A 17,676-nucleotide genomic window follows, 5' to 3' on the forward strand; every position below is an offset into this window, starting at 1 on the left:
ATCCAAATGATCAATATCCAAAACGGGATAACAAGTAACAATCCCCAAAAACAGCCTTTAAAAAATCTCATGATGAACACCTCGTTCATCGGCCCTACTTATCTATAACGAGGGCTGAATCAATCTTTCTATCTTTAAAATCTATACTATTTTGTCATCGCATGTTCTACTTTAATACAACGGTCCATTATTACAGTATAGTCTTTTTCTTTTAAAAGTTTATACGTATCTTCATCTTGTACTCCTAGTTGTGCCCAAAAAACATCTGCATCAATCTCTACAAACTCTTTCGCAACACCCATTAAAAATTCTGAACGGCGGAATACGTTTACGATATCAACATGTTCTTTAATATCCGCCAGTGAAGGAACTGCCTTTTCTCCAAGTACTTCATCAACTGTTGGATTTACCGGTATAATGCGGTACCCTGCATCTTGCATCGCTTTTGAAACCATATACGATGTACGTTCTGGTTTATCTGATAATCCAACAACCGCAATCGTTTTACTTTTCTTCAATACTTCACCAATTTCCGTACGAGTTGGGTTTTCAATTGTCATAATTAGTCCCTCCTATTCCTTTAGTATATCCGATAAAGAAAGTCTCTTTCAACATGAAAGAGACTTTCTTTTATTCCGATTATTGATTCTTAGTAGCTGAATTATCTGCTAACGTAGCTGATTTCGTCATTTTTTGACCATTGCGATAGAATGTAACTTCTACTTTCTCGCCAACTTTTTTCTTTTCATATAAATATTTACGGAATTGAAGAGCATTCTCTACCTTTTGATTATCTAATGCTACTACAAGATCATATTGCTCTAAACCTGCTTTTTCTGCCGGTGATATTGGATAGATTTTACCTAATACAACGCCATTTGTTACTTCTTTTGGCACTTTCAGCTGATTTACTGCATAAGTTTGCACATCTTCTAATGAAACGACACCTACTCCAAGCGCTGGACGTTTCACTACTCCATCTTTTTCAAGCGATTCGATGACTGGTTTTGCAATATTAATCGGAATTGCAAATCCGATTCCTTCAACTTCTTGCTGCGCAATTTTACTCGAATTAATACCGATTACTTCACCGTTTTGGTTAAATAATGCACCACCACTATTACCAGGGTTAATCGCTGCATCTGTTTGAATAACTTGTGCTTGCCAATCTGGGCGTTTGTCCCCATCAATATCAACTGGAATTTCGCGTTCTTTACTACTGATTATACCTTCCGTTACACTGCCATCAAATCCAAGTGGGTTTCCAATTGCAATCGCTTTTTCACCAGCACGAAGTTTACTGGAATCACCTAGACTTGCAACTTTATTTACATTAGATCCGTCAATTTCAACAACAGCTAAGTCTAACCAAGGATCCTTACCAACTAGTTTTGCATCAACTTGCTTTCCATCACTTAGTTTCACAGCAAGTTTATTCGCTCCATCTACTACGTGGTTGTTCGTTACGATATATGCTTTATTTCCTGCTTTTTTATAAATAACACCTGATCCTGAACCAGCTTGTTGTTCTTGACCTGTCGGTTGCATTGCAAATGGATCGACACTTTGTTGCATATTAATAACACCTACAACAACATCTTTCGCACCTTCAACCATACCTGGCAAATCAGTTTCGTTTTTTGATTTATTGACAACAGGAACTACAGTACCTTCTACTTGTTTATTAGAATTGAATGATGAAACTGCCGCTCCATTATTTTGCACCCATGGCATATAAGGTGCTGCAAAACTAATCGAAACCGCCCCGACTACAGCTCCCACTAAACCTGTGAAGAAATAACCTTTTTTACTTCCTGATTTTTTCACTTCTCTCGTTTCACTATGCTCTTCATTCAAATTTGGTCCGTCGTAATATCCCATTTTTATTTCCCCTCTCTGGTGAATTCGTATTTTCAGTATAGTCACGTTTTGTGTCCTTCTTGTGAACTCATCGTGAAATCCAATTAAAAAAATACTCCTATCTACCATTGTAGACAAGAAAATTATTTTTTGAACATTCTACCTTCAAAAAGAGGATATAAAATTGCTAAATTCCCAGGCTAAAGTGCACAAGTCATTCCAGATTATTCTTCGAATTTATAACCAACTCGAATAACAGTACCGATATGCTTCGCTTTATCTCCTAGCTTATTTCGCAATTTTTTAATATGCGTATCAACCGTTCGGTCATCACCGTAATAATCATATCCCCATAACTGATCTAATAAATGTTGACGTGACAACACAATTCCTTTGTTCTCCATTAAATAAACAAGAAGTTCAAACTCTTTATGCGTCAATATAATTTCTTCTCCATCTACTAAAACAGTTCTAGATAGACGATTCACTTCTATTCCAGCTAAAGACATAGCATTTTCCTCCGCTACTCCTACCGCACCATCCGCACGTTTCAATAACGTCTTCGCGCGAGCTACTAACACTTTCGGGCTAAATGGTTTCGTTACATACTCGTCTGCACCTAATTCGAAACCTAGCAATGTATCATCCTCATCCGAACGTGCTGTTAGCATAATAATTGGTACTGCTGATTCTTTTCTAATTCGTCTACAAACAGACCATCCATCTATTTCTGGTAACATAATATCTAACATAATTAAATCAATTTCATGCTCTGCAAATAACTCTAGCGCTTTTTTTCCATCTTCTGCTTCAATCACTTCAAAGCCTTCATTACGAAAATAATCACTAACAATTTCACGTAATCTTCTTTCGTCTTCAACAAGTAATACTGTTTTATTCATATAATCTATCCCGCCTTTTTACTCTTTCAATCGAATAATACGTTGATTGGAGCTTCCGCGAAATGGAAGTGTTAAATCTCTTTTCTCGATTTCAAATCTTCCATCGACTAAAACATCCCCATAGTGTAACAACTCTATCATATCATTATTTTGAGAACTCTGTATCTCTTCTAACGTATAACCTGTATACATCCATAGATTTTTTTTCAAATCTTTCACGGCTTTTGCTACTTTTTTCACTTCAACAGCTTGAAAAAACGGATCTCCACCTGAAAATGTTACATCAGTTAATGGATTACTTGCAATCTCTTTCACAACTTCTTCTACCGTCATTTCAGTTCCATTGCAAATATTCCAAGATTTCGGGTTATGACACCCGAAACAACGATGCGGACAGCCCGCAAAAAACACGACTGTCCGCAACCCTTCTCCATCTACTACACTATCATGAATGATATTCATCACTTTCATTTATGCTTCACCCGATCCATCTCTTCGCTACGTTTCGCACTATTCCACTTCGACATATCTCCCACAAGATAGCCAGTTATACGGCGAATTCTTTCTATATTGGTCTCGTCTTCATTTCCGCAGCTTGGACATTCATTTCCAATAACTCCGTGATAGCTGCAGCATGTACAACGATCAACAGGATGATTAATTGAACCGTACCCAACGCCATGCTCTGCCATCGCTTGTACAATTTGTTTTAACGCCTTTTGATTATGCATCGCTGCTCCGTCTAGCTCAATATACGTAATATGTCCCCCGTTACATAGAGCATGGAAAGGTCCTTCTAAACGAATTTTATTTATCGCTTGAATGCTATAGTAAACTGGGATATGGAATGAATTCGTATAATAATTATGGTTCGTTATACCGTTAATCACACCAAATTCTTCTCTATCTTTTTTCACAAACTTCCCTGATAACCCTTCTGCAGGAGTTGCAATTACTGAGAAATTCAGTTCATGTTCTTCCGTTGCTTTATCCATTCTATCTCTCATAAAGGAAATGATTTCATACCCGAGTTTCCATGATTCTTCATCTTCTCCATGATGCTTTCCTGTTAAAGCTACTAAGCACTCCGCAAGACCGATAAAACCAAGACTTAACGTCCCTTGCTTTAAAATGGATGCTACAGAATCTTCAGGCTGTAACTTCTCTCCACCGCGCCATACACCTTGTGAATATAAAAATCGAAAATCTCTTGCTCGCTTCGTACATTGATACTCAAATCTCTCTAATAATTGCTTAATCCCTAAATCTAAGTAATAATTTAACGCTTCAAAAAATGCTTCTTTTGAACCACTAATTAACGCTAATTTCACTAAGTTGATAGACGTAAATGATAAATTTCCTCTCCCAATCGCTGTTTCTTCTCCATGTATGTTAGACATGACACGGGTACGACATCCCATATAACATACTTCACTTTCCGGTCGTCCGTCATAATGCACTGCATTAAATGGCGCATCTAAAAATGAAAAGTTAGGGAATAATCGTTCAGCCGTTGTCTCTAACGCTAATTCAAATAAATCATGGTTCGGATCACATTCTTCAAAGTTCACACCTTTTTTCATTTTAAAAATTTGAATCGGAAAAATTGGTGTTTCTCCTTTACCAAGACCAGCTTGTGTCGCTTTTAAAAGTTGTCTAACTAATAACCGTCCCTCTTTTGATGTGTCTGTTCCATAATTAATAGAAATAAACGGTACTTGTCCCCCGCCCCTACTGTGCATACTATTTGAATTATGAACGAAAGCTTCACACGCCTGATACGTATCATTTTCTGTTTCTTTCCATGCAAATTCTTCTATTTGTTCTTTCGTAAGCGAATATGACTGTAATCGTTTCTTATGTCTCGCTACTGTTTTTCTCACATATGGAGCTAAATCAATATCAAAGAGTGCAAACGATTGACCACCGTGCTGCATATTTTGATTCGCCTGAAAAATAATAGACGAAAGAGCCAATGCACTTTTAATATCCTGCGGTTGTCTCATATGCCCATGTCCGGTATGAAAACCGTTCGCAAGCATTTGCGCTAACGGAATTTGCGAACAAGTCGTCGTTCCTGTCGCATAAAAATCTAAATCATGTGGATATAATATATTTTCATTTATCGCTTTTTTCACTTGGTCTGACAATAAATTTTCAACTGCATAATATTTTGCACTCTCAGATGCGAACGTTCCCATTACTCCCATCGGAGAGCGCCCATCTACATTTGCATTCTCTTGCATTAAATCTTGTTCATTGCCGTGGACAATTGTCCCAAACACTTTCATTAATTCTTCTCCACGTGTATTTCGTTGTAACATTTATAACCCTCCATCAATATGTTGTTATCTTTTGATTAAAATGTTACAACATATAGTCTTGTTGTTTCTGTGAGAAATGTAACATTCCTGTGAATTTTTTTTCACGAAATAATGAATTTTTCATTTACAAAAAAGAAATGTGCTCTTTACAAATGTATGGTACAATAAACGGGAAAAACTCTTTTTACCCTTTATCAACACATTTGAATAAAGGAGACTGAACTTATGGTTACTACATATCTTTTATTTATCGTTGCCTACTTACTTGGCTCGATTCCATTTGCATTAGTCGTTGGAAAAATCGGCTATGGAATCGACATTCGTGAGCACGGAAGCGGTAATTTAGGCGGAACAAATACATTCCGCACATTAGGGAAAAAAGCAGGTTTTACCGTTACAATTGCTGACATTTTAAAAGGGACATTAGCAACAGGTCTACCGATAATTTTCGGATTAGATATTCACCCACTATGGTTCGGATTAGCAGCTGTTCTTGGACATGTATATCCGATTTTTGCAAAATTCCGTGGTGGTAAAGCAGTTGCAACTTCTGCCGGGGTGCTATTATGCTACTCACCAGTTGTTTTTGCAATATTAGCTGTTGTATTTTTCACCCTTTTATTTACAACAAGATACGTATCACTTTCTTCTATGGTAACAGCTGTCGTTGCTGTTATTGCATCCATTGTTAGCGGGGATAAAATCTTCATTATTGCGATGTGTTTATTAGCAGGTATGGTTATTTATAAACACCGTGCAAATATCGGACGAATTATAAATAAAACTGAACCGAAAGCAAACTTCTCAAAAAAGCAAAAATAAGGTTGTAACCCACATAACGCAAAAAGAAAACGCGAAGCATATTAATAGCGTCTTTTTGCGTTATTTTTTATACTAAAGAAAAGGCAACATAATTTGGAGGAACTATACATGAATCTTTCCGTAACAAAAGAAGCAGCACAATGGTATAAAAACGAATTAAATTTACAATCAGGTGAAACACTACGCCTTTTCGTACAATACGGCGGTTGCAGTACTGTGCAAAAAGGACTTTCTTTAGGTATTCGTAAAGATGACCCTGCACATCCTGCTGTTCAAACTCAAGAAGAAGGTATTAACTTCTTTATTGAAGGCGATGATGAGTGGTTCTTCGATGGACATAATTTATCTGTTACACTTAACGACGGTGATGATTTCCCTCAATTTAATTATGAGAAATAAAAAAAGCGTGGCTTCTGCCACGCTTTTTTTATTTCTTTTTAATTTCCTCATATTTCGCATACCACTCAGGATATAATTTTTTAAATGATACAGGGCGGAACCCTTCTTTTTTCGCACAAATATTCGTTGTACTTGCAGTAATGCAAAGCTCACCATCACCGTTATATATTTCATAACCATATACAACACGAAGCGGGCTCACAGTATCAATCCACGTTTTCACAATTGCTTTTTCTCCGTAACGCATCGCTTTACGATATGAAATTTGCAAGTCTAATACAGGAGAAATAATTCCCTCTTTCTCCATTTCAACATATGAAAATCCTAATTCTTGTATAAGTTTCGTGCGCCCAAGTTCCAGCCACACTAAATAGTTTGAATGGTAAACAACACCCATCTGGTCTGTTTCCGCATAGCGGATTTCAACTTCATATTCTGCTACAAACATTTCTATTCGCCTTCTTTCACTTCTGCTACCTTGCATACATTTAATCATAATACAGTGGAATCAAAAATAAAATAAAAACAGTGAATCTTTTACCGAAAGGGGCAAACACATGATCCAAATTGTAACTGTTCGTAGCGGTGATAGTGTTTATGGTTTAGCATCAAAGTACGGATCTACACCTGAAGAAATTGTAAAAGACAATGGACTAAATCCTGCTGAAACACTCGTTGTTGGTCAGGCACTTATCGTTAATACAAAAGGAAATAATTATTATGTACAGCCTGGTGACAGCTTATATCGAATTTCTCAAACGTATAATGTTCCTCTCGCTAGCTTAGCTAAAGTTAATAATCTTTCATTAAAATCTATTCTCCATGTCGGACAACAATTATATATACCAAAAGGTACAAAACGAGCAGTAGAATCCATCGCTTATTTACAGCCTTCAACAATACCGATAAAAGAAAGTTTAGTAAATGCTACACGTGCTATTAATCCATTTTTAACATATTTAGCCTACTTCAGCTTTGAAGCAAAAAGAGACGGCACTTTAAAAGAACCAACGGAAACAGCGAAAATCGCTAATATTGCAACGCAAGGTAAAACCATCCCTATGCTCGTTATTACAAATATTGAAAATGGAAATTTCAGTGCCGATCTGACATCGGTTATTTTACGCGATGCAACAATCCAAAACAAGTTTATTACTAACATTTTGCAAACAGCTGAAAAATATGGCATGCGAGACATTCATTTCGATTTCGAGAGTGTGGCACCCGAAGACCGCGAGGCATACAATCGCTTTTTACGAAATGTGAAAACACGCTTACCTAGCGGGTACACATTAAGTACAACGCTTGTACCGAAAACAAGTTCCAATCAAAAAGGGAAATTTTTTGAGGCTCACGATTATAAAGCACAAGGACAAATTGTTGATTTCGTCGTCATTATGACATACGACTGGGGTTGGCAAGGCGGGCCACCGATGGCGATTTCTCCTATTGGTCCTGTGAAAGAAGTACTTCAATATGCGAAATCTCAAATGCCACCACAAAAAATTATGATGGGGCAAAATTTATATGGTTTCGATTGGAAACTTCCGTTCAAACAAGGAAATCCACCTGCAAAAGCAATCAGCTCTGTTGCAGCTGTTGCACTAGCTCGTAAATATAATGTTCCTATCCGCTATGATTTCACGGCTCAAGCTCCTCATTTCAATTACTTTGACGAAAACGGCGTACAACACGAAGTTTGGTTTGAAGATTCACGGTCCGTACAAAGTAAATTTAATTTAATGAAAGAACAGGGCATCGGTGGTATTAGTTATTGGAAGATTGGTTTACCATTCCCGCAAAATTGGCGTTTACTCGTTGAAAACTTTACGATTACAAAAAAGGGCTGACTTTTGTCAGCCCTTTTTTCATATTACTGTTACAAAACGTCTTTCATTCCCTCATAAAAAAGAAGAATGATAACATTCTCCTTTTAACCGTTATCAACAATCGGTTGTTTACCAGTTTGGTCTTGCATTTGTTTTCCTTTATTGCCACCAGCTTTTTTCGATTGCGTTCCAATATGATTCGGTGCAAAATCTTTTGAATTCTTTTTCGGATTACCCATTACTATCGCCTCCTTAACACTAGTATCGTACTAGTGTTAAGAATTATTCAGCTTGCTTAAAAAGTTTCATTTCATAACGTTTCTCAATACGCTCTTCAATGCGATCAATTGCATCACGATCGCTTAATAATTGTTGTTTATTTTCATTTACAAGTTCTTCAAACGATTTGCGGCGACTTCTTCTCATGCTGTTCACCCTCTCTCTTTCTCATTCTTACTACATAGTATGAGCAAACAAAAAACTCTTTAATCAGATTTGCAAGAAAATTTTATGTTTTAGTACTCCTAAAAAAAAAACGCTATGTACAATAATTTGTACATAGCGTTTTTTATACCATAACATTTAAATACTCTTTGAGCTTCTCATCTGCATTCGTTTCATTTTCTCTATACGTATCAAGTGCTTGTAATACAAAATCATACTGTTCTAAAATATAACTTTCTAATTTCAAGACATCCGCTAAGCTATTAAGCATAACTCTTGTATTACCAACTTCACTTTTTAGAGCTGGTTCACATATTAAGCTCGTACATATTTCTTTCACATCATCTTCTACTATTTCTGTTAATACGTATTTCTTTCGTCCTTTTACTTTTAATCTCATAACTGGATAAAAAGCTTTTATATCTAAATAACTTCCTACGTTCATACAACGCAGCCATTCTACATTGCGTTTATTGCGGACAAGTATTTCTTTCACCGCTTCGTATACCGCAGTTTCATCAAGCACAGCCTTATTTACTTTTCGTTTCCCTTTTTCTTCAATAGATGTACATTTTTGATAAACAGCTGCACACGTAATACAGTCGTCAAATGCATTATGAGAACTTAGACGAATTCCAAGCATTCGCTTTAACGTCTCAAGTTTATGATTAGGTGCGTGCTTCATATATTTTTTTGCTAAAAACACAGTGTCAATCACCTTATTTTTAGGTTCAGGAAACCCAAGCATATTTACATTACTTTTCAAAAAGCGCATGTCAAAAGAAGCATTATGAGCCACAATAACATTTGTATGTAAAAATGCTAAAAATAAAGGTAAAACTTCTTCAATCGTGGGTGCATCTGAAACACGATAATTTGTAATACCTGTTAAACTCGTAATTCGGCTCGGAATCGGACGCTCTGGATTCACGTATGAAACAAATTGATCTACCAGTTCATGATTACGATATTTCACAGCTGCAACTTGAATAATTTTATCATTATAAGGGTTAAATCCTGTTGTTTCAAAATCAATTACAACATAATCTAACGGTAAGGATACATTCCCCACTCCATACACTCCTTTATCTCTAAACGTTTATATTTCTTACATCATATCATGAAGTTATTACTACTTGAAAAAGAAAAGGCAGAAATGGGAACTCTCCACCTCTACCTTTTCACCGTTATTTTAATTTAGCAATTCGTTTTTCCATCTCTTTTTGCGTCATCGGTCCAATGAACTTATCCTGAATGACGCCTTTCGTATCTATAAAATACGAAGTTGGGATCGTAATTACTTTATAAGCTGTTGTCACATCAATGTTCTTGTCCAATAAAATAGGAAAAGTAATCCCTTTTTCCTTAGCAAAATTGCTTACTTTTTCTTCTCCCCCACCTTTTTCTGAAGGCGTATAATTTATTGCTAAAATTTCTACGTTTTCTTTATGTTCTTTATAGAAAGCCTCCATATCAGGCATTTCTTGCTGACAAGGCCCACACCACGTTGCCCAAAAATTTAAAATAACTTTCTTTCCTTTTAAATCCGATAGCTTTACATTCGTTCCATCTAACTTAGTTAATTCAAAGTTTGGTGCACTCTTTCCTACTTCAATACCATTACTTGCAATCATCTCTTTCATAGCAGCTTCACTTTTTTCTTGCTTCCCTTGTACCGCCTGATCTTTATTACCGAACTGTTCATAAGCTGCATATCCCGCTAAACAAAGTAACACTACAATAATCGTAAGCTTCCGCCACATTTTATATCACCCTAACGTGTTTATGTACTTTTAACAAATTCATCAAAATACTATATACCTTATTTTAGCTTATACGGACGAGCTTAGAAATATTCACAGTCAAAATAATTAGAATATTCTCATTTAAAGTGAGTTTTTTTCCTTTTTATCATATAATTAGAAAAACAGATGAGGTATTTTATCTTCTTATTGACCCACTTACCTATTTACTCTCGTAGTTATATAACCTTCAACAAAAGGGGGATTGTTTATGAATTCATTCGAAAAAATAACATTATATATTCTTAGTTTTCTTTTATACCCAATCGGCATTATTACATGGATCATTTCACTCTTTAGTAAAGATCTTAAAAAAAAGAAAGTAGGGCGTATTTGTCTCTACATCTCTCTAGTCTCATTCGTCCTTTTCGTAATCCTTGGAATTACAACTTTCCTTATGACTGCTACTTTTAACATTGATCTAAATCACTCCGAATCTATCGAGTATCAAATAAATGACGCTGAATAAAGATAAGGGCATTGCTCTTATCTTTATTCATATCTTTGTAAAAACGAATGACTATTTATTAATTTTTCAGGACTTCCACCTGCAACAATACGTCCTTCCTTCATTATGACAACACGATCTGCTAATATCGCTTTCTCGACATCATGTGTTACCACAATTCTCGTGACCTCTCTTCCTAATCCTTCTATCATATTCCAAACAGTTTCTTGGTTGCTCGGATCTAATCCCGCAGTTGGTTCATCTAAAATAATAAGATTCGGATTTGAAACAATGGCACGTAATAATGCAAGACGTTTTCTTTCCCCTCCAGAAAATTCTACACCGCTTTTATGTAGTTCAGTTTCAATCCCTTCTGATAAATCTCTAATAATCGGTTTCACATTTACAAGTTCAATATTTTTTTCTAATTGATTTTCTAAATACTCTTCTCCGAAATGCACATTCTCTTTTACTGTCGTCCGAAAGAAACGAGGTTCTTGCCACACTGTAGTCATACGAGCCTCATTACCATAATAAACAATGCTACCGTTAGATGGTTTATACAAACCTGTCATTAATTTTAAAAGCGTCGTCTTTCCTGCGCCACTTTCTCCCACAATAATAACAAGTTCACCAGGGTGAATTTGCAAATCAATATTATGAATTCTGCATTTCTCTCCATCACTTTCCTGAAATGAAACATTTGTTATCGTCATCCCCATCGCTCTTTCTACCTTACTATCTGCCCCTCGTTTATCTAAAAAAGAAAAAACTCTATTTGCCGAAGCAGCTGCAACTTGTGTCATCATTAATAAATCGCCAACGTAACGAACTGGAAAAAAGAGCATTTCAATTGTAGCTAACACGGCAACAAGTGCGCCAACTTCCATTTCCCCCTTCATTATTTTCTGCGCGCCTATAATGAGAACAACGATATATGCCCCTGTTTCAATCACTGTTCCAACTACTCCAATACAGTGTTGCATCATCGTCTTCTTTACTTCTGTTTTATAGGATTGTGCTGTTACTCCTTTAAATAAGCGAATGGCCCACTTTTCTTTTTGCAAACTACGTAAATCTTGTACGCCTTTTACAAACTGCGACACCATCTCTACAACACTTGATTGATTGTTTTGAGCGATGCTTGCGATATTCCTGACCTTTTTCCCCATCAACATCGGAACCATTGCACTAAAAAATAAAAACGGAGTTACCCACAATATAAACTTCATATCTATATGTTGTAGTGCTATGAACGCACCTATAAATTGCGCAATAGCGTGTATATATTCTATTAATATAGAACCATATAATCTGACCCAATTCGGAATATCAGACACAACTAGCGTCTCTAACTCTCCTTGCTTAATCTTCTCACTCTCTTCAAATGGTAATAAGAAAAAATGACGCAATACATATATACGCTTCTTTCGCAATATTCGTTGACTCGCTTTTGAGCTTACATAATCAAATGAAAGATTGTTCACCCACATCAACAAGCGGCTCCCCGCAAACAATGCAATATATACATACGCAGCTTTTAACTCCCGCTGAATCAGGTTATCTACAATTAGCCCCATGAATAGTGGACGGGATAAGTTTAAAATAGCAGCAAAGCATCCACTACATACAGCTGCTATTACTAATAATTTTTCTTTCTGTAACGGTAACAATATTCTTTTATATTCTTTCATGACGTTTCCTCCATTTTTTATAGTAAAAAGAAAGGGATGAAACCAAATGGTTTCATCCCTTTCCATAAAATAAGGAAGCTAACAGTTGTTAGCTTCCTTCTCGTTCATTTCAATTATTTAGTTCGACACTTTAGATTCTTCAATTTTCTCACGAAGAACCATTTGTAAGATACCACCGTGACGGTAGTAGTCAATTTCAACTTCACTATCGAAACGAGCTACTACTTCAAATTGTTTTTCGTTGCCATCTGCATCAGTTGCAACTACTTTTACAAGATCGCGTGGTCTAACTGTTTTGTCAATTTGAATTTCAAATGACTCGTTACCAACAAGACCTAACGTTTCAGCGCTTTCGCCATCTTTAAATTGAAGTGGTAACACACCCATTAACACTAAGTTACTACGGTGAATACGCTCGAAGCTTTCTGCGATTACTGCTTTAATACCTAATAAGTTTGTACCTTTCGCAGCCCAGTCACGAGAACTTCCCATACCGTAATCTTTACCAGCAACAACTAGAAGGCCTGTGCCATCTTCTTTATATTTCATAGCAGCATCATAGATAGATGTTACTTCACCAGTTGGCCAATATGTTGTATATCCGCCTTCTGTTCCTGGTGCGATTTGGTTTTTAATACGGATGTTCGCGAATGTACCACGCATCATAACTTCATGGTTACCACGACGAGAACCGTAAGAGTTAAAGTCAACTGGTTGTACGCCATTTTCTAATAAGTAGCGTCCAGCTGGTGTGTGCTTACCAATTGAACCTGCTGGTGAAATATGGTCTGTCGTTACAGAATCTCCAAATTTACCAACAATGCGTAAACCTGATAATGTTTCAACTTCACCTGGTTCTTTAGATAATCCTTCAAAGAATGGTGGGTTTTGAATGTATGTTGAATCATTATCCCAAGTATATAAAGCTTCATTTGAAGTTTGGATTTCATTCCAACGCTCATTGCTATTAAATACTTGTGCATATTCTTTCTTGAACAGTTCAGATGTAACAACACTTTGAACTACATCTTCAATTTCTTTAGCTGATGGCCAAATATCATTGAAGTATACAGCATTGCCATTTGCATCTTTACCAATTTCATCATTTTTCAGGTCAATATCAACAGTACCTGCAAGTGCATATGCCACAACAAGTGGTGGTGATGCTAAATAATTTGCTTTTACAAGCGGGTGAATACGACCTTCAAAGTTACGGTTACCAGATAAAACAGATGTTACTAATAAATCGTTTACTGCAATTGCTTCTTCTAATTCCTCTGCTAGTGGACCAGAGTTACCGATACAAGTCGTACAGCCGTAACCAACTGTTTGGAAACCTAATTGATCTAAATATGTTGTTAAACCTGATTTATCTAAGTACTCAGTAACAACTTTAGATCCTGGTGCTAATGATGTTTTTACGTACTCAGGTACTACAAGCCCTTTTTCAATTGCTTTCTTCGCAACTAGACCTGCCCCAATTAATACGTATGGGTTTGATGTATTTGTACAGCTTGTAATTGCAGCGATTGCAATTGCACCTGTTTTCATCGTTACTTCTTTATCTTCTAATGTAACCTTCACTTCTTTATCGAACTCTTGCGCATTAAATCCAAGTCCTTGTGTTCCAACTGGTGCTACAACAGCTTTGTGGAACGCATCTTTCATATCTGAAAGTGGAATTAAATCTTGTGGGCGTTTCGGTCCAGAAAGGTTAGATTCAATTGTATTTAAATCAATTTCAACAAGATCAGTGTAAATTGGATCTTTGCTGCCCGCTGTATAGAATAAGCCGTTCGCTTTACAATATTCTTCAACAACGCGAATTTGTTCTTCATCTCTACCTGTTAAACGTAAGTATTCTAATGAAATATCGTCAATTGGGAAGAATCCACAAGTTGCACCGTATTCTGGTGCCATGTTTGAAATTGTTGCACGGTCAGCTAAAGGCATGCTCTTTAGTCCATCACCGAAGAACTCAACGAATTTACCAACTACACCTTTTTGACGTAATACTTGTGTTACTTTTAATGCAACATCAGTTGCTGTAGTACCACTTGGAAGTGTGCCAGTTAATTTCACACCGATTACTTCAGGTACTGGGAAGTATGAAGGCTGTCCAAGCATTCCTGCTTCTGCTTCAATACCACCAACGCCCCATCCAAGAACGCCGATACCGTTAATCATCGTTGTATGTGAGTCTGTTCCAACTAATGAATCTGGGTATGCAACTAAATCGCCTTCAGCATTTTTCACCGCGTGAACAACTGGTGCTAAATATTCAAGGTTTACTTGGTGTACGATACCTGTTGCTGGTGGAACTGCACGATAGTTATCAAATGATTTTTGTGCCCAGCTTAAAAATTTATAACGTTCTTCATTACGTTTAAACTCTAAGTCCATGTTGAATGCAAGCGCATCTGCCGTACCCGCTCTATCAACCTGTACAGAGTGATCAATTACAAGGTCTACAGTAATTTCTGGATTAATTTTATCAGGATCTCCGCCCATGTCTGCCATTGCTTTACGAAGCGAAGCCAAATCTACAACAGCTGGAACACCTGTGAAGTCTTGTAAAATTACACGAGATGGTTTAAATGGAACATCGATATCTTGAACATCTTTCGTTCCCCATTTCGCTAAATTTGTAACATGTTCTTCTGTAATTACGCGTCCGTCTACTTGACGAAGTACAGATTCAAGTAAAACTTTCACGGAATATGGTAATTGAGATACGTTGCCAACCCCTGCGTTTTCAAGCGCTTTCAATTGATAATAATGATACGTTTTTCCATCTACTTCGAAAGTTGCGCGTGATTGAAATGGATTATGTTTGACCATTATGTTTCCCCCCTGTTAAACGTGACTAAGTTGTCTGAATATAAAATGTAGACAAACTTTTCAATACCTTACGATAATATCTTATTACAACTTTCTAAATAAGTAAATAATAAGAAACTTATGGATTATCATAAGTTTTCTTTATATTTCTAAATTTGAATAGTGTTCATGCTCCTTATGAATACTATTACCATAAAGTAAAGTACTCTTTCAGCGCTTTACTTTACGTTCATATATGTTATGAACAACTCATGTTTTATCTATAAAAAAACATTATAGAGGTGAGAAAAATGAGTAAACAAAAAGCAAATCATACTATTTCAGGAATGAATGTTGCATCCGCACAAGGACAAGGTGCTGGTTATAACGAAGAGTTTTCAAATGAGGCTTTAACTCCAGCAGAGCGACAAAATAATAAGAAACGTAAAAAGAATCAGTAACAAAAAAACCAAAAGGTATGTCTGCCTTTTGGTTTTTTTCTAATGCTTATAACGTAATAACTCCGAAACCGTTACAAATCGATATCCTTGCTTTTTAAGCTCAGGTAAAATTTTCGATAACGCTGCCACTGTTTGACTACGATCACTTCCTCCATCGTGCAACAGTACAATATCTCCACTTTTAGCATGTTTCACAACATGATTTACAATGGACTCAGTACCTGGATTCGCCCAATCACGAGGGTCTTGATGCCACGACCATAGAACAGTTTGATAACCAGCTTCTTTAGCTGTTTTAAATACAGCATCGTTAATATATCCGCCTGGAGGACGGAACAACAAAGGTTCTTTCACCCATTTTTTAAAGTATTTCTTTCCATCTAAAATATCATTTTCTAATTTTTCATCAGATGAATTACTCGCATACAAATGATTCATCGTATGATTTCCAATTTCATGCCCCTCTTTTAACACTTGCTTTACTAAATATGGATTACGCTGCACACGGAATCCAATCATAAAAAAAGTCGCTTCTGCTTTATATTGACGTAATAAATTTAATATTTGTGGTGTATAAGTTGGATCAGGTCCATCGTCAAATGTAATTGCGATAATTTTTTCACTATTAGGTACTTCCCACGTTACATAGCCAGTTGGTTCTAGCTCTTTTCTAAGCAACATTTTCGCTTCCACTTTTTCCACTTGAAATATATGTACTGCACATAGTAAAGAAAAAACTAATAGAAAAACCTTTTGTTTTAACATAGCGTTCGTTAAAGTAATAAGGTTGTCGAATACGCAACAACCTCTTTTACTTTTCTAGTTGATCTACATTTCGCATAATATTTTGAAGATTATTTTCGTATTGCTCAAGTTGTGGACGTTGTGTTTCCGAAGCTACTTCTAGTGCATTTTGAATTTGTTCATACGCTTCCTGAACCTCTTGACGTAACTCTTTTAAATCATGACCGTAGTTCGGATCATTTTTCACGATATTGTTAAATGAATTTTCTGCTTGTGTAACCCCTTGCTGCGCTGCTTGAAAAGCTTGTTGCTTATCTTTATGATATGGCATTATACAATCCCCTTTCCATAATAGTTAGTCCCATTTATCTTTACCCTTTTTTCTAAAAACATTCTCGTATAAATTTACAAACTTCTCTCATTCTAAATAGAAAGAGGAGGTGTCACATACAATGGGAAAAAACAATCGTGAATCGAAAGAAAAAAAAGGACAACCTGAACCATTAAGCGGATCTCATAAAGTAAAAAATCGTAACCATTCACGCCAAAAAAACCATGCGCATCATGATATGTAATAAGAAAATATTCACATACTGTGTATATTCGACATAAAATGTTTATATTTTGCCATTTATTCTTCACCTCTATTTCATTCATGCATAACATGATATGAATTGATATTTTACGGAGGGTGTCTTACATGGGCAAGAAAAAGAAGGATTGTCTTTTTCATGTTGATGGTTTCGAAGAATGGATGGATCAATTTTGTTCTGATACTTGTAGCAACTTTAGTTTTCCAAATGAAATTCATATCGATCTTTGTGAAACAGAGGAAGAATACATTTTGGAAACAGATGTACCAAATGTGACTGAACAAAATGTACGCATTAAAAAGATGGAGACAGGCCTAAATATATGCATACTTCATAAAAATACTTCTTTACAGCGAACAATCTCTTTACCTACTACTATCATTTATAAGAAGATGCTAGCCTGCTTAGAGAATGGATTTTTAGCCATTCATATTTCCAAAAATGAAGTTGCCAATAAGCATGAAAAGAAGGTTCTTTTTTCAAATTGAGAGTTAACGTAAATACAAAAATAAGCCCCAGCAAGTTGCTGGGGCT

The 17,676-nt window shown here is 36.1% G+C and carries 21 protein-coding genes; 7 read left to right on the forward strand and 14 right to left on the reverse strand.

The window, feature by feature from the left end:
- Positions 1 to 146: 146 nt before the first annotated feature.
- The 5 genes from MHB70_RS16145 to MHB70_RS16165 form a co-directional block, all read right to left on the reverse strand.
- Positions 147 to 560, reverse strand: a complete 414-nt coding sequence (locus tag MHB70_RS16145; protein WP_000151385.1) for a CoA-binding protein — start codon at positions 558 to 560, stop codon at positions 147 to 149.
- Between the two features lie 79 nt (positions 561 to 639).
- On the reverse strand, positions 640 to 1,881 hold the full coding sequence (locus MHB70_RS16150; protein WP_000542629.1) for a S1C family serine protease: 1,242 nt from the start codon (positions 1,879 to 1,881) through the stop codon (positions 640 to 642).
- Positions 1,882 to 2,084: 203 nt separating this feature from the next.
- Positions 2,085 to 2,762: a response regulator transcription factor gene (locus MHB70_RS16155; protein WP_001044679.1), complete on the reverse strand. Its 678-nt coding sequence runs from the start codon at positions 2,760 to 2,762 to the stop codon at positions 2,085 to 2,087.
- 18 nt (positions 2,763 to 2,780) lie between these two features.
- Positions 2,781 to 3,233, reverse strand: coding sequence for an anaerobic ribonucleoside-triphosphate reductase activating protein (nrdG, locus tag MHB70_RS16160; RefSeq protein WP_000867069.1), 453 nt, complete (start codon positions 3,231 to 3,233; stop codon positions 2,781 to 2,783).
- Positions 3,230 to 5,086, reverse strand: coding sequence for an anaerobic ribonucleoside triphosphate reductase (locus MHB70_RS16165; RefSeq protein WP_061530530.1), 1,857 nt, complete (start codon positions 5,084 to 5,086; stop codon positions 3,230 to 3,232). The genes nrdG and MHB70_RS16165 overlap by 4 nt, the downstream gene beginning before the upstream one ends.
- A 225-nt stretch (positions 5,087 to 5,311) precedes the next feature.
- On the opposite strand from MHB70_RS16165, the gene plsY reads away from it, so the two are divergent.
- Positions 5,312 to 5,908, forward strand: a complete 597-nt coding sequence (gene plsY / locus MHB70_RS16170) for a glycerol-3-phosphate 1-O-acyltransferase PlsY (RefSeq protein ID WP_000258971.1) — start codon at positions 5,312 to 5,314, stop codon at positions 5,906 to 5,908.
- A gap of 108 nt (positions 5,909 to 6,016) precedes the next feature.
- Positions 6,017 to 6,307, forward strand: coding sequence for a HesB/YadR/YfhF family protein (locus MHB70_RS16175; protein ID WP_001054451.1), 291 nt, complete (start codon positions 6,017 to 6,019; stop codon positions 6,305 to 6,307).
- Between the two features lie 28 nt (positions 6,308 to 6,335).
- On the opposite strand, the gene MHB70_RS16180 is transcribed toward MHB70_RS16175, so the two are convergent.
- Positions 6,336 to 6,755 (reverse strand): acyl-CoA thioesterase, encoded by a 420-nt coding sequence (locus MHB70_RS16180; protein ID WP_000495823.1) that lies wholly within the window; start codon positions 6,753 to 6,755, stop codon positions 6,336 to 6,338.
- A gap of 109 nt (positions 6,756 to 6,864) precedes the next feature.
- Between MHB70_RS16180 and MHB70_RS16185 the strand changes: the two genes are divergently transcribed.
- Positions 6,865 to 8,157, forward strand: a complete 1,293-nt coding sequence (locus MHB70_RS16185; RefSeq protein WP_000614830.1) for a glycosyl hydrolase family 18 protein — start codon at positions 6,865 to 6,867, stop codon at positions 8,155 to 8,157.
- 83 nt (positions 8,158 to 8,240) lie between these two features.
- Here MHB70_RS16185 and sspN read toward each other — a convergent pair whose 3' ends face one another.
- The 4 genes from sspN to MHB70_RS16205 all read right to left on the reverse strand — a co-directional run bounded on the left by sspN (position 8,241) and on the right by MHB70_RS16205 (position 10,343).
- Positions 8,241 to 8,375, reverse strand: a complete 135-nt coding sequence (gene sspN, locus MHB70_RS16190) for an acid-soluble spore protein SspN (protein ID WP_000527987.1) — start codon at positions 8,373 to 8,375, stop codon at positions 8,241 to 8,243.
- A 43-nt stretch (positions 8,376 to 8,418) separates the two neighbouring features.
- The gene (locus MHB70_RS16195) at positions 8,419 to 8,562 is read right to left on the reverse strand and encodes an FbpB family small basic protein (protein WP_001254699.1); all 144 of its coding nucleotides are present in this window, start codon (positions 8,560 to 8,562) and stop codon (positions 8,419 to 8,421) included.
- A 142-nt stretch (positions 8,563 to 8,704) separates the two neighbouring features.
- Entirely contained in the window at positions 8,705 to 9,652 is a 948-nt protein-coding gene (locus MHB70_RS16200) for a 3'-5' exonuclease (protein WP_000528769.1), read from the reverse strand.
- A gap of 115 nt (positions 9,653 to 9,767) precedes the next feature.
- Positions 9,768 to 10,343 carry a redoxin domain-containing protein gene (locus MHB70_RS16205; RefSeq protein WP_000269081.1) on the reverse strand — a complete coding sequence of 192 codons (576 nt, stop codon included), beginning with the start codon at positions 10,341 to 10,343 and terminating at the stop codon, positions 9,768 to 9,770.
- Positions 10,344 to 10,593: 250 nt separating this feature from the next.
- On the opposite strand from MHB70_RS16205, the gene MHB70_RS16210 reads away from it, so the two are divergent.
- Positions 10,594 to 10,851 (forward strand): hypothetical protein, encoded by a 258-nt coding sequence (locus tag MHB70_RS16210; RefSeq protein WP_001083872.1) that lies wholly within the window; start codon positions 10,594 to 10,596, stop codon positions 10,849 to 10,851.
- Between the two features lie 23 nt (positions 10,852 to 10,874).
- On the opposite strand, the gene MHB70_RS16215 is transcribed toward MHB70_RS16210, so the two are convergent.
- The gene (locus MHB70_RS16215; RefSeq protein WP_000666373.1) at positions 10,875 to 12,524 is read right to left on the reverse strand and encodes an ABC transporter ATP-binding protein; all 1,650 of its coding nucleotides are present in this window, start codon (positions 12,522 to 12,524) and stop codon (positions 10,875 to 10,877) included.
- Positions 12,525 to 12,641: 117 nt separating this feature from the next.
- The gene (gene acnA, locus MHB70_RS16220) at positions 12,642 to 15,365 is read right to left on the reverse strand and encodes an aconitate hydratase AcnA (protein WP_061530531.1); all 2,724 of its coding nucleotides are present in this window, start codon (positions 15,363 to 15,365) and stop codon (positions 12,642 to 12,644) included.
- A 290-nt stretch (positions 15,366 to 15,655) separates the two neighbouring features.
- On the opposite strand from acnA, the gene sspO reads away from it, so the two are divergent.
- Complete coding sequence (gene sspO, locus MHB70_RS16225; RefSeq protein WP_000043210.1) at positions 15,656 to 15,805, forward strand: small acid-soluble spore protein O; 150 nt, start codon at positions 15,656 to 15,658, stop codon at positions 15,803 to 15,805.
- 39 nt (positions 15,806 to 15,844) lie between these two features.
- Here the strand turns inward: sspO and pdaB are convergent, their stop codons facing one another.
- Together pdaB and MHB70_RS16235 are read right to left on the reverse strand one after the other, a co-directional pair.
- Complete coding sequence (gene pdaB, locus MHB70_RS16230; RefSeq protein ID WP_002039311.1) at positions 15,845 to 16,570, reverse strand: polysaccharide deacetylase family sporulation protein PdaB; 726 nt, start codon at positions 16,568 to 16,570, stop codon at positions 15,845 to 15,847.
- A 46-nt stretch (positions 16,571 to 16,616) separates the two neighbouring features.
- The gene (locus tag MHB70_RS16235) at positions 16,617 to 16,880 is read right to left on the reverse strand and encodes a hypothetical protein (protein WP_001146300.1); all 264 of its coding nucleotides are present in this window, start codon (positions 16,878 to 16,880) and stop codon (positions 16,617 to 16,619) included.
- A gap of 121 nt (positions 16,881 to 17,001) precedes the next feature.
- Here MHB70_RS16235 and MHB70_RS16240 point away from each other — a divergent pair, with 121 nt between their 5' ends.
- Entirely contained in the window at positions 17,002 to 17,124 is a 123-nt protein-coding gene (locus MHB70_RS16240) for a small acid-soluble spore protein P (protein ID WP_000517651.1), read from the forward strand.
- 125 nt (positions 17,125 to 17,249) lie between these two features.
- Positions 17,250 to 17,630, forward strand: coding sequence for an Hsp20 family protein (locus MHB70_RS16245; RefSeq protein ID WP_000516750.1), 381 nt, complete (start codon positions 17,250 to 17,252; stop codon positions 17,628 to 17,630).
- Positions 17,631 to 17,676: the final 46 nt, after the last annotated feature.

Origin of the sequence: Bacillus sp. FSL M7-1020 (genome assembly GCF_038050415.1) — a bacterium.
Classification (GTDB): domain Bacteria; phylum Bacillota; class Bacilli; order Bacillales; family Bacillaceae_G; genus Bacillus_A; species Bacillus_A toyonensis.